This window comes from Anaeromyxobacter sp. SG17 (genome assembly GCF_022690695.1).
Classification (GTDB): domain Bacteria; phylum Myxococcota; class Myxococcia; order Myxococcales; family Anaeromyxobacteraceae; genus Anaeromyxobacter; species Anaeromyxobacter soli.
Window position 1 is genome coordinate 1 of sequence record NZ_JALCYX010000037.1, and the last position, 11446, is coordinate 11446.

Consider the following 11446-nt stretch of genomic DNA (forward strand, 5'->3'; position numbering starts at 1 on the left):
GGGATCGCTCCGGCCGCACTGCGTCCACGCGCGGAGGTAGAGGCGGCCGGGATCGTCGGCGCCCGGCTCCTGCGCCGGCTCGCCCCGGGCCCGCCGGGGCGCGCCGCGTCGCGCGCGGGCGGCGCGCCGCCGGTGCGGCAGGCGAGGGCGGCGAGGAGCGGGAGCAGCAGGGCGGCGCGGGTGGACCCGGGCACGGGCACCTCGTCGAGGAGGGTGGTCCTGGAACGAGAGACGCCCGCGAGCGGGATGTGACGCTGCGAGAAGGTCGGCGCCCTACAGGAACTCGCAGAGGTACGCGGCCGGCGCGAGCGCCTTCACGTCGAAGCCGCTCTTCGGCGGGACCTCGAACGTCGTCCCGGCGGGGAACGGGCGGAAGGTCGCGTCCCCCGGGAGCTTCGCCCACAGCTCGCCGGACACGACCGTCATCCGCTCCGCGGCGTCCGTCCCGAAGTGGAACTCGCCCGCGTCCACGACGCCGACCGTGTGGCGCCGCCCGTTCCGCTCGAACCCGACGCTCTGGACGCCGCCGTCGAAGTACGCGTTGTGCTTGAGCATGAAGGGGACTGAAGCACGGGCGCGGCCGTCCTTTCAAGGGCGAGCGGCCCGCCGGCGGCGGGAGCGGCCCGCGCCGGGGAACCCGTTCGCCAGACGGCCGATCCTCGCCAGCCGTCGTTCAGCGGCGCCGCTTCTGGCCGCTGCGGCCGACGCTCCACGACCCCACGAGGCGCGACTTCCCGCCGGAGCCGGAGCCCGCGTCGGTCGCGCTCGCGCCGCCTCCGTGCTGCGAGCGGGAGGCGCCCGACCGCTGCGCGCGGCCGTCACCGCGAACGCGGGCGCGGGCAGGCTTCGCCTGCTGTGGGCGGTGGCGCGGCTGCGCGGGGCCCGGGTCCTTCTGGGCGGACGCCGCGCGGGCGAGCTCGACCTGGAAGATCTCCGCGTCGCGCGGCACCTCGGCGCGCGGGAGCACCGCGCGCGTGAGCCGCTCGATCGCGTGGAGGAGATCGCGCTCCTCCGGGGCGGAGAAGCTCGAGGCCCTGCCGCTCGCGGCCGCTCGCGCGGTGCGGCCGATGCGGTGCACGTAGTCCTCGGGCACGTGCGGCAGGTCGAAGTTCACGACGTGGCCGATCTCGGCCACGTCGATGCCGCGCGCGGCGATGTCGGTCGCGACGAGCACGCGGTAGGTCCCGTCCTTGAAGCCGTCGAGCGCCATCCGCCGCTGCGCCTGCGAGCGGTCGGCGTGGATGCGCGCGACCTTGTGGCCGGCGCGCCCGATGTGCTTCCAGATCTTGTCGGCGCGCCGCTTCGTGCGGGTGAACACGAGCGTCGAGTCGCCGTCGCGCTCGAGCAGCGTGAGGAGGAGCGGGAGCTTCTCGTGCTGCCCCGCGAGGAACACCTGCTGCTCGGCGCGCGCCGCGGTGGTGCCGCTGCGCGCCACCTCGACGTGGACCGGATCCTTGAGGTGCGCGCGCGCGAAGTCGGCCACCTCGCCCGCCGTGGTCGCGGAGAAGAGCAGCGTCTGGCGCTGCTTCGGGAGCCGCCGCAGGATCCGGTCGAGCTGGGGCTTGAAGCCCATGTCGAGCATCCGGTCGGCCTCGTCGAGGACGAGCACCTCGATCGCGTCGAGCTTGGCGTTGCCCTGCTCGAGATGGTCGACGAGCCGCCCGGGCGTCGCGATGACGATCTCGCGCCGCTCCCGGAACGCCTCGGCCTGGGCGCCCATGCCCACGCCGCCGATGATCACCGCGCCGCGCACGCGGCGGCCCCGGCCGAAGCGCTCGAGCTCCTCGCCGATCTGCACGGCGAGCTCGCGGGTGGGCGCGAGCACGAGCGCCCGCGTCCCGGCCGGCTTGCCGGCGAGCCGCTCGATGATGGGGAGGAGGAAGGCGGCGGTCTTGCCGGTGCCGGTGGCGGCCGTGCCGATGACGTCCCGGCCGGCGAGCGCCGGCGGGATGGCCTCGGCCTGGATGGGGGTCGGGTGCTCGAACCCGGCGTGCGCGAGCGCGGTGAGCGCCTCGCGCGACAGCTTCAGATCAGCGAAGGACTTCGACGTCGACAGAGGGTGCTCCTCGTGGGAGGCGCGCGGCGATTCGCGGCGCGCGTCTTGAAGTGAGGCCGGCTGAACGGGAGGACCGCGCGGGCCGGGATCTCCCGGCGGACAGGCTTCGGGCGCGGTACGAACGAAACGGCCGCGAATGGTATACCCGGCCGCGGAAGCCGGGGCAACGCGCGATCGCTCGGGGTGGGGGCGGGTGGGCGAGCGGCTGCCGGGATCGCCGCGGTCGCGCCCGGGGCGAGCGGGGCGCGCGAGAGCGCGATACCGGGGGGACATGGACGCACGAACGACGCTGAAGCGGGCCGGGCTCTTCGTGGCGCTGCCGGCCGCGGCCGTGGCGGGCTGGGCGGCGTTCGTCCGCCCCTGGCTCCGCCGCTGGGGCGCGACCGACGAGGAGATCGCCCGCCCGATGCCGGGCGACGAGCTCGTCTCGAGGCCGCGCTACCGGTCCACGCGCGCCATCACCGTCCGCGCGCGGCCGGAGGAGATCTGGCCGTGGCTCGCGCAGATGGGCAACGGGCGCGGCGGCCTCTACAGCCTCGACCTGCTCGATCGCGCGCTCGGCGTCCTGGACGCGCCCAGCGAGGAGCGGGTGCACCCGGAGTGGCAGGACCTGAAGCCCGGCGACGTCGTGCCCATCGGCGGCACGCCCGGGTGGCCCGTGCACGCCGTCGAGCGGGAGCGCTCGCTCGTCCTGCGCATCGAGCACGGCGAGGCGCTCGTCACGCAGGCGTGGGGGATCTACCCCGTCGACGCGGAGACCACCCGGCTCGTGCTGCGCGTCCGCGGCGCGGCGCCGCCGGGTCTCCGCAGCACCGCGCTCGTCGCGATGATCGAGCCGCAGGAGCTCATGATGGTCCGGGCGCAGCTCCTCGGGATCCGCCGGCGCGCCGAGGGGCTCGCCCGCGCCCGGCGCGCCGCGGCGCAGGCGGCGGCCGGCGGCGACCGCGGTCCGTGACGGGGTCAGGCGTGCTCGAGGCGCGCCTTCCCGAACCGCGTGCGCGCCCACGCGTGCAGGGCGTGCGGGAACCCGGTCTCCGGGAGCACCATGAACGGACAGAGATCGGTCACGACCGAGATCCCGTGCGCGTCGCAGTAGCGCACCGCCTCCGGGCTCGCGGCGCCCACGCCCATCCCCCTGTGCATCCAGACGTAGCGCACGCCCGCGCGGGCGCAGTCGCGCACGACCTCCTCGGTCTGGGTGGGCGGGGTGAGGAGGAGCGCCGCGTTCACCGGCGGCTTCACGTCCTGGACGTGGGGGAAGCAGGCCTTTCCCTCGGCCACGTCGAGGGCGGGGTTCACCGGCACGACCTCGTAGCCCGCCTTCACGAGCGCGCGCAGCACCTGCCGGCTGAAGTCCTTCTCGTCGCGCGAGATCCCGACCACGGCGATGCGCTTCTGGGCCAGGAACTCGCGGGCGCGATCGAGCGCGATCCCCCGCATGGCATCCTCCTGTGACTCCGGCTACCGCCCCGGGTTGTGGGGTCCTCGGTAGAGTCTACGCGGCTCGTCGCTGCGTGAAGCGCGGCGCCGCGCCGCGCACCCGGCCGGCCAGCCGAGCCGGCCCCGGGCGCGAGGCCCATGCTGCAATCACGACGGTCGGAGGACGGCATGGCGGAACGAGCGGGGGGCAAGCGTGCGAGGAGGTCTCAGGGGCGTGCGCTCTTCCGGGCGAGGTCTTCCTCCGCGCGCCTCGCGAAGACGACCTTCGCGATCGCGGTCGGCGCCGCCGCGCTCGGCGCGCTCGCGGTCGGGAGCGTCGCCGTCGGCGCGCTCGCGATCCGCAAGCTCGCCGTGGGCCACGCGCGGATCGGCCGGCTCGAGATCGACGAGCTGCACGTGCGCAGCGCGCGTGGGCTGCCGCCGCCGCCCGCGTGAAGGCCCATCCGGGCCAGGCAACCTCGCGGCGCGCGCGCCCTGACGGCTCAGCGCCGCCGCCACCCGCGGCGCCGGTCGCGCAGCATCTCCCGCGCTGCGTTGTAGCCGCAGGCCCCCATGATCCCGCCGCCCGGGTGCGTGGCCGCGCCGCACAGGTACAGGTTCGCGATCGGCGTGCGGTAGTCGGCGAAGCCGGGCAAGGGCCGCATCGAGAAGAGCTGCGGGAGCGTCATCGCCCCCTGGAAGATGTTCCCGCCGGTGAGCCCGAAGCGGCGCTCGAGGTCGGGCGGCGCGAGCACCTCGCGCGCGAGGACCGACGCCGTGAACCCGGGCGCGTACTCCTCCAGCGCCGCGAAGCAGCGGTCCGCGAAGCGCTCGCGCTCCTCCTCCCAGCCCCCGCTCGCGAGCCGGTAGGGCGCGTACTGCACGAACATGGACATGAGGTGCTTGCCGGCGGGCGCCACGGTGTCGTCCACCGCGGAGGGGAGGGTGCACTCGAGCACCGGGGCGCGCGAGGGCAGCCCCGCGCGCGCGTCGTCGAAGGCGCGCTCGAGGTAGTCCATCGAAGGCGCGACGTGGATCGTGCCGCGGTGCTCCGGCCCCGGCTCGCCGCCGCCACCCCCGGGCCGCGCGCTGAAGCGGGGCAGCGCCGACAGCGCGACGTTGATCTTCACGGAGCCGCTCGCGTAGTCGATGCGCCGCGCCCGCTCCGCCACCGCGGGCGGGAGGTGCGCCTCGCCGACGAGGCCGAGGAGCGTGCGGGTCGCGTCCGCGTTCGAGGCGACGCGGCGGGCGAGGAGCTCCGTCCCGTCCCCGAGCGCGACCCCGCGGGCGGCGCCCTCCCGGACGAGGATCCGCTCGACGCGCGCGCCGGTGCGGATCTCGGCGCCGGACGCTCGCGCCGCGGCGGCGATGGCCTCGGACAGCGCGCCCATCCCGCCGCGCACGTAGCCCCAGACGCCCCGGGCGCCGTCCACCTCGCCCATCACGTGGTGGAAGAGGACGTAGGCGGTGCCCGGGGTGGAGGGCGAGGCCCAGGCGCCGATGATGGCGTCGGTCGCGAGCGTGGCCTTGAGCGCGTCGGACTCGAACCAGCGGTCGAGGACGTCGCGGGCCGCGCCGGCGAGGATCTCCACCGCCGCCGGGCCGTCCTCCCTGCCGAGGCGCAACAGGCGCGCGCCCATGCGCGCGAGGCGCAAGAGCTCGCGCGGGCGGCGTGAGAACGGATCGGGCGGCGTCTCGAGGAGCGCCGGCTCGATGGCGCAAGCGATCCGCTCGAGCTGCGCCTCGTAGGCGGGGAGCCGCGCCGCGTCGCGCGCCGAGAACCTCGCGACCTCTCGCTGGTTCCCGGCGAGGTCCGGCCCGAGGAGCAGCGAGCGGCCGTCGGGGAGCGGCGTGAACGAGGAGGGATCGCGGCGCAGCACCCGGTAGCCGTGGCGCGCGAGCTCGAGGTCGCGGACGATCTCCGGGCGGAAGAGGCTCACCACGTACGCGGCGGTGGAGACCTTGAACCCGGGCCACGTCTCCTCGGTGGTGCACGCGCCCCCGACGCGGTCGCGCGCCTCGAGCACGAGGACGCGCTCGCCCGCGCGGGCGAGATAGGCCGCGAGGACGAGGCCGTTGTGGCCTCCGCCGACGACGATGACGTCCCAGCTGCGCACCGGTACGCGCGGGCCGATGGCGCCGCGCCCGCGGGAGGCCCTAGCGGTGGGAGGGAGGCGCCGCGCGGCCTTCCCGGGCCGGGCGCGCAGCGCCTCGGATCGAGCTCACGCCTGGTGGTGGATGCAGAGGATGTTGCCGTCCGGGTCCTTGAACCAGGCGCAGGTCTCCTTCCCGACCTCCGCGATGCCGTCCTTGGTCTTCAGGGCGGGGTACTCCTCGAAGCTCACGCCGCGCGCCCGCAGGTCCTTCACCTCGGCGGGCACGTCCGGCACCTCCCAGCTCATCGCGGTGTGGTCGGACTGCGGCGGGGTCTCGCGCGGATACAGCGCGAACTCACCGCCGTCCCCCTCGAACACGACGTCTCCGTTCTCCAGGGTGCGGGTCGCGTGCAGCCCGAGCTTCTCCTCGTAGAACCGGCGTGCCCGGGTGATGTCGGTGACCGGCAGCATGGCCGTGAAGTGACGATTCCCCAGCATGTGGCGCCTCCTGTTCCGCGGAACTGCCGGGAAGGACCGTAAGTGGCGCGGCAGCCTGCCGCGCCTGCCGGCTGGGATCCCGCGCGCGGGGGGCGGCGCCGACCGATCGGGCGCCGCTCCGTCCGCGCGCAGCCGGGTGGCGTCCGGCGCGCGCGGGACGTAGCATGCGCGCCCCATGGAGCTGGAGCACCGCACCGTGTCCCGCTACCGGCTGCGCCCGGAGGCGTCGCGCGCCACCGCGCGTCGCATGAACCGCCGCTTCCTCGCGACGCTCGTCGCGGTGGTCGCGCTCGTGCTCGCCGCGTACGGCGCCGGGCTGCGCGATCCCGGCCGCGGCTTCGACGCGCTCGTGGTCCCGTTCGCGCTCCTGCTCGTGCTCGCCGCCTTCTCGTACGTGCGCCGGATGCGCCGCTTCCGCGCGCGGTGGGCGTCGTTCGAGATCGCGCTCGAGGAGGACGCCATCGGGCGCGCGGTGGTGGGCTTCCCGCCCGTGCGGATCCTGCGCGCGGAGGTGGCGGCGATCGAGGACGTCCCCGCTGGGCTCGCCGTGCGCGCCCGCGACGGCCGCGGCCTCGTCGTGCCGCGCGAGCTCGACGGCTACGAGCGCGTGCGGGCGACGCTCGCCGGATGGGGGACGATCGCGGCGCGTGGGCGGTGAGCCGCGCTCGTTCGTGCGCGCGCGAGCGCTCGCCCGGGGGGCGCCGCCCCGCGCAGCCGGGCGGCGGTCAGAGGTCAGAGGTGCACGACCCGCACGCCCGGCTCCGCCGCGGCGAGCGCCTCCGCGAGCACCGAGCGGTGGCAGCGCGCGGGGTTCGCCTCCGCGCAGAGGAGCGCCGTCCGCGCTCCGGCCGCCGCGTCGAGCACCGCCCGCACGGCCTCGGGGCGCTCCGCGAGGTGCGCGCGGTAGCGCGCGAGGACGCCGGGGAGGTCGGCGGCCGCCTCCGCGTGGAACGGGTTCCCCGCCTCGGGCAGGTGGCGGTACTCGAACCCGGCGGCGACGAGGGCGCGCTCGAGCGGGCCCTTCGAGAAGCCGGGCTTCGGCGAGCGGGCGGAGCGCCTCACGTCGAGGACCCGCGTCACCTGCGCCTCGCGCAGCCGGGTGGCGAGGGCCCGCACCGAGCGTCCCTCGTACCCGATCGTGAAGACGAGCGCGGCGGGCGTCACTGCTTGAGCTGCGGGCGGTGCTGGGCCTCCTCGTCGAAGCCGTGCGCGACCACCACGTGGTAGACGGCGTACGGCTCCTCGCCGGAGCCGCCCACCAGCTCGAACAGGAACTGCCCCTGATCCCCGTCGGGATCGGGCATCGCCTGGACGAACATCACCTCGCGCGACTCGATGAGGATCTCGCCGAGGAGCTGCTTGCCGCGGAGGACCTGGATGGTCGGCGTGCGGTCCTCGTCCTCCTCGAGGTGCCAGTGCAGGTCCTCGTGGTCGTAGAGGTAGGCGTCGGCCGTGCCCGCGCGGAGGATGCAGTTCGCGTGGCGCTTGAGCCAGCGCCAGAAGCGGTCGAAGGCGAGGGTGGTGCCGGTCTCGACGGTCACGGGCATGCGCGGAATATACCGGGCGGAGGAGCGCCGCGGGGCGCACAGGGGCGAGCGTGGGGACGCCCGTCCGGGGCCAGCACGGGGTCCCCCCACGCGGGCGTGCCCCGCCTGCGCCCGCGGGCTCTATGCACGGGGAAGCGCCGGAGGCGCCGCCGGACGGGAGGTGCGCCATGCTGTGTCAGGACGTCATGAAGAGCGAGGTCGAGACGTTCCGCGAGACGGACCCGGTGATCGACGTCGCCCGCCGCATGCGCGAGGTGAACATCGGCTTCGTGCCGATCTGCGATCGCGACGGTCACCCGGTGGGCGTGCTCACCGACCGCGATCTCGCCCTCCGCGTCTGCGGCGAGGACCGCCGCGCGAGCGAGACGCGGGCGGGTGCGGTGATGACGCGCGAGACCATCACCTGCCGCGACAGCGATCCCATCGAGGCCGCCGAGCAGCTCATGGCGCGCTACCGCAAGTCGCGGATGATGATCGTGGACGAGGAGGGCCGGCTGGTCGGCGTCATCAGCCTCTCCGACATCGTGGAGGAGGAGGACGATCGCCGCGCGGCCGAGACCATGCGGTCGGTCTCGGAGCGGGAGCTGCATTGATCTGACGGGGGCTGCGCCCCCGCCCCGCCGACGGCTGGCCGCCGTCGATCGGCTACCGCGCGTCTCTCGGCTCCCGCTCGGCGAGCGTGGACACCGCCTCGACCGCGCCGCCGCGGAGGTAGAGCCGCGGCACGCGGGCGGTGAGGCCGGCGAGGATCTCCCAGGAGATCGTGTCCACCAGGGACGCGAGCTCGTCGGCGTCCACCCGCTCGTCGCCGTCGCGGCCGAGGAGCGTCGCGACGTCTCCCGCGCGCACCTCGGGCACCGCGGTCACGTCCACCATGCACATGTCCATGGCGACCCGGCCGACCACCGGCGCCCGGCGCCCGCGCACGAGCACGTGGGCGCGGTTGCCGAAGGCGCGACGGTACCCGTCCGCGTAGCCGCACATGACGAGCGCGACGCGCGACGGGCGGGGCGCCGCCCAGGTGCGGCCGTAGCCGACGGTGGCGCCGCGCTCGATCTCGAGCACGCGCGCGATCCGGCTCCGCAGCGACAGCACGGGCACGAGCTCCGCGTCGGTGCCGCACCACGGCGCCGGCCGGTAGCCGTACATCGAGAGGCCCGTGCGCACGACCTCGAGCGCCATCTCGTGATCGAGGAGGACGCTCGCCGAGGCGGAGCAGTGGCGCTCCTTGACGAAGGGGAGGCGTGAAGAGACGTCGCGCAGGATCTCGAACTGCCGGCGCGTGAAGCGCTGATCTCCCTCCTCCGCCGCGGCGAAGTGGGTGAAGAGGCCCTCGACCGAGAGCTCGGGGATCTCGCGCAGCCGGTTCGCGAGCGCGACCAGCGCGTCGGGCCGGAGCCCGTGCCGGTTCAGGCCCGACTCGAGCTCGAGGTGGACCGGGACCACCGCGCCGCGCCGCTTCGCGGCGGCCGCGAGCGCCTCGGCGACGTCGGCCGCGCCCACCGTCGGGCGGAGCCCGAGGGCGACGACGCGCTCGGCGTCGCTCGGGGGGGTGTAGCCGATGACCAGGATGGGCGCGTCCACGCCGGCGCGGCGAAGCTCCTCCGCCTCGTCCACGCAGACCACGCACAGCCCCGAGGCGCCGGCGGCGAGCGCCGCCCGCCCCACCGCCACCGCCCCGTGGCCGTACGCGTTGGCCTTCACGACGGCGTAGAGCCGGGCAGGCGCCGCGCGGCCCGCGAGCAGGCGGACGTTGTGAGCGAGCGCGTCGAGGTCGACCTCGGCCCAGACCGGCCGGCCGCCCCACTGGGAGGGGTTCGTGGACATGGAGCCGTCAATATACCCGCCGGCCCCGCGCTGCCAGAGGGGCGATCGGGCGCCCGCCGTGCCGCCGCCCTCACGAGGGCCCGCCGCACCGGGGGCCGGCGCGCGAGACGGCCCATCATTCGCGGCACCGGAGGCGAGCCGAGGTGAAAGGAACTGTGGTCTGGAGGTTCGCGTGAGCAATCGATACCAGCAGCTCTGCCAGACGCTCGAGGACGCCCGGTCCCGGTTCGCCGCCTACCACTCCGAGTGCGTGCTGTTCGCCGCCACGCTGTCGCGCGGCCTCATCGAGTACGCCGGGTGGCCCCGCGAGCTCGTCACCTACGAGCCGCTCCCCGGCGACGTGCCCGCCGCGCCGACCCACCGGATCGAGGACGCGATGCACCTCGACGCGGACGCGTTCTGGCACGTCGGCCTGCGCCTCGCGATCGAGGAGCCGCGGGCGCGCGACTCGATCCTGCTGCGCGTCCGCTTCAAGAAGCTCGACACCCGCTACATCGTGAGCCTGTTCGGCTTCGAGGACTTCGAGGTCGCGGCGCCGACGCCCGAGCAGCTCCAGCCGATCTACGAGTCGATCCTGAACGCGGTGAAGCGACACTACGAGTACGGGCTGCGCCTGTTCCTCGAGAACGGCGGGCGCGGCCTCAAGATCCCCATCTCCACGGACCGGCTGCTCGAGCTCGCGCGCGGCGCGCCGCCGGTCTCGGCGCCCGGCGAGGCCCGCGAGGGAGCGGAGGCCGGCGAGGAGGAGCCCGCGCCCGCGCCGGAGCCCGCCCCCCACGCGAGGGCGGCGCCCGCGCCGCGCGCCAAGGCCACGGGGCCGAGGGCCAAGGCGGCCGTCAGCGGACGAAGCTCTCCTGGTAGCCCCCGTCCTCGACCCCGAGCGCCGCGGGGGTCGCGGCGAGCGGGAGGTAGCAGTCGAGCATGACGGCGAGCTCGCTCGTGGTGCGCGCGCCGATCGAGCCCTCGTAGGCGCCGGGGTGCGGGCCGTGCATCACGCCCGCCGGGTGATGCGAGATCGAGCCCGGGCCCACGCCGCGCCGCGAGGTGAACTCGCCGCGGACGTAGAAGAGGAGCTCGTCCACGTCCACCGACGCGTGCGGGTAGGGGCAGGGGACCGCCTCGGGGTGGAAGTCCACCACGCGCGGCACGAACGAGCAGACGAGCGCGCCGCGGGCGGCGAAGGTGCCGTGCCAGGTGGGCGGCAGGTGCACGAGCCCGGCGCGAGGCTGGAAGTTCAGGATCGGGAAGGCGAACGGGTAGACGGCGCCGTCCCACCCGACCACGTCGAGCGGCGACTCGTCGAAGCGGAAGCCGTGGAACGCGCCCGCGCGCTTCACGAGGAGCTCGCGGATCCCCTCGTCCATCGGCCCCTTCCACTCCACGCGGCGGAAGTCGCGGTGCGAGTAGGGGGCGTCCATGCGGAGCTGCCCGGTGTCGTTCCGCCACTGCGAGGGCAGGTGGACGCCGCCCGGGAACTCGAGCGAGAGCCAGCGCTGCGGGCCGGGATCCGGCACGAAGCGGTGGAGGAGGCCCTTCGGCACGTAGACGTAGTCGTCCTTCGCGAAGCGCAGGTCGCCGAGCGGCGAGCGGAGGAGCCCGCCGCCCTCGAACACGAAGAACAGGTCGTCGCCGTCGCCGTTCGAGAAGTAGACCGGGTCCTCGGCGGAGGGGGTCGCGAGGCCGGCCACCACGTCGGCGTTGAAGAGGAACGGGACGCGCGCGTCCACCGCCGGGCCGGACGGGGCTGGGAGATCCTGCGTGCGGTAGTGGCGCTTCAGGAGCGCGCGGGGCGGCGCGGCCTGCGGGAGGGTGAAGCCGTGGCGGACCTCCGCGGCGTGCGTGGCGTGCGGCCGGTGCCGGTGGTACGCGAGGGTGTACGCGCCGTCGAACCCGGCGCGCGTGAACGCCTCCTCGTGCAGGAGCCTGCCCCCGGCGTCGCGGAAGGCGATGTGGTGCTTCCGCGGGACCTCGCCCTGGACCATCCGGTCGAGCATGGCGGCCCG

The 11446-nt window shown here is 75.4% G+C and carries 15 protein-coding genes; 6 read left to right on the forward strand and 9 right to left on the reverse strand.

Going from position 1 to position 11446, the window contains the following annotated elements; all coding sequences use genetic code 11:
* Positions 1–252 (forward strand): hypothetical protein (locus MNY60_RS14210; protein WP_242360888.1); only part of this gene is annotated, 252 nt, incomplete at its 5' end.
* 21 nt (positions 253–273) lie between these two features.
* Here MNY60_RS14210 and MNY60_RS14215 read toward each other — a convergent pair.
* Together MNY60_RS14215 and MNY60_RS14220 are read right to left on the reverse strand one after the other, a co-directional pair.
* Positions 274–555, reverse strand: a complete 282-nt coding sequence (locus MNY60_RS14215; RefSeq protein WP_242360890.1) for a pyrimidine/purine nucleoside phosphorylase — start codon at positions 553–555, stop codon at positions 274–276.
* A 118-nt stretch (positions 556–673) separates the two neighbouring features.
* Complete coding sequence (locus MNY60_RS14220) at positions 674–2329, reverse strand: DEAD/DEAH box helicase (protein ID WP_242340214.1); 1656 nt, start codon at positions 2327–2329, stop codon at positions 674–676.
* On the opposite strand from MNY60_RS14220, the gene MNY60_RS14225 reads away from it, so the two are divergent.
* Entirely contained in the window at positions 2328–3011 is a 684-nt protein-coding gene (locus MNY60_RS14225; RefSeq protein WP_242340215.1) for a hypothetical protein, read from the forward strand. The two genes, MNY60_RS14220 and MNY60_RS14225, sit on opposite strands and share 2 nt — an antisense overlap.
* Positions 3012–3016: 5 nt before the next feature.
* On the opposite strand, the gene MNY60_RS14230 is transcribed toward MNY60_RS14225, so the two are convergent.
* Positions 3017–3496 carry a CoA-binding protein gene (locus MNY60_RS14230; RefSeq protein WP_242360892.1) on the reverse strand — a complete coding sequence of 160 codons (480 nt, stop codon included), beginning with the start codon at positions 3494–3496 and terminating at the stop codon, positions 3017–3019.
* 168 nt (positions 3497–3664) lie between these two features.
* Between MNY60_RS14230 and MNY60_RS14235 the strand changes: the two genes are divergently transcribed.
* The gene (locus tag MNY60_RS14235; protein ID WP_242360894.1) at positions 3665–3931 is read left to right on the forward strand and encodes a hypothetical protein; all 267 of its coding nucleotides are present in this window, start codon (positions 3665–3667) and stop codon (positions 3929–3931) included.
* Positions 3932–3978: 47 nt separating this feature from the next.
* Here MNY60_RS14235 and MNY60_RS14240 read toward each other — a convergent pair whose 3' ends face one another.
* Positions 3979–5592 carry an NAD(P)/FAD-dependent oxidoreductase gene (locus MNY60_RS14240; RefSeq protein ID WP_242360896.1) on the reverse strand — a complete coding sequence of 538 codons (1614 nt, stop codon included), beginning with the start codon at positions 5590–5592 and terminating at the stop codon, positions 3979–3981.
* Between the two features lie 105 nt (positions 5593–5697).
* On the reverse strand, positions 5698–6069 hold the full coding sequence (locus MNY60_RS14245) for a VOC family protein (protein ID WP_242340220.1): 372 nt from the start codon (positions 6067–6069) through the stop codon (positions 5698–5700).
* Positions 6070–6244: 175 nt separating this feature from the next.
* Between MNY60_RS14245 and MNY60_RS14250 the strand changes: the two genes are divergently transcribed.
* The gene (locus tag MNY60_RS14250) at positions 6245–6727 is read left to right on the forward strand and encodes a hypothetical protein (protein WP_242360897.1); all 483 of its coding nucleotides are present in this window, start codon (positions 6245–6247) and stop codon (positions 6725–6727) included.
* Positions 6728–6801: 74 nt separating this feature from the next.
* On the opposite strand, the gene MNY60_RS14255 is transcribed toward MNY60_RS14250, so the two are convergent.
* Positions 6802–7233 (reverse strand): DUF488 family protein, encoded by a 432-nt coding sequence (locus MNY60_RS14255; protein WP_242340222.1) that lies wholly within the window; start codon positions 7231–7233, stop codon positions 6802–6804.
* Positions 7230–7616 carry a hypothetical protein gene (locus MNY60_RS14260; RefSeq protein ID WP_242340223.1) on the reverse strand — a complete coding sequence of 129 codons (387 nt, stop codon included), beginning with the start codon at positions 7614–7616 and terminating at the stop codon, positions 7230–7232. The genes MNY60_RS14255 and MNY60_RS14260 overlap by 4 nt, the downstream gene beginning before the upstream one ends.
* A gap of 167 nt (positions 7617–7783) precedes the next feature.
* Between MNY60_RS14260 and MNY60_RS14265 the strand changes: the two genes are divergently transcribed.
* Entirely contained in the window at positions 7784–8209 is a 426-nt protein-coding gene (locus MNY60_RS14265; RefSeq protein ID WP_242340224.1) for a CBS domain-containing protein, read from the forward strand.
* A 52-nt stretch (positions 8210–8261) separates the two neighbouring features.
* On the opposite strand, the gene alr is transcribed toward MNY60_RS14265, so the two are convergent.
* Positions 8262–9443, reverse strand: coding sequence for an alanine racemase (alr, locus tag MNY60_RS14270; RefSeq protein WP_242340225.1), 1182 nt, complete (start codon positions 9441–9443; stop codon positions 8262–8264).
* 172 nt (positions 9444–9615) lie between these two features.
* Between alr and MNY60_RS14275 the strand changes: the two genes are divergently transcribed.
* Positions 9616–10368 (forward strand): hypothetical protein, encoded by a 753-nt coding sequence (locus MNY60_RS14275; RefSeq protein WP_242355053.1) that lies wholly within the window; start codon positions 9616–9618, stop codon positions 10366–10368.
* Here the strand turns inward: MNY60_RS14275 and MNY60_RS14280 are convergent.
* A complete protein-coding gene (locus tag MNY60_RS14280; protein ID WP_242355055.1) occupies positions 10280–11437 on the reverse strand; it encodes a homogentisate 1,2-dioxygenase in 1158 nt (385 codons plus the stop codon). The genes MNY60_RS14275 and MNY60_RS14280 overlap by 89 nt on opposite strands.
* Between the last annotated feature and the right edge of the window lie 9 nt (positions 11438–11446).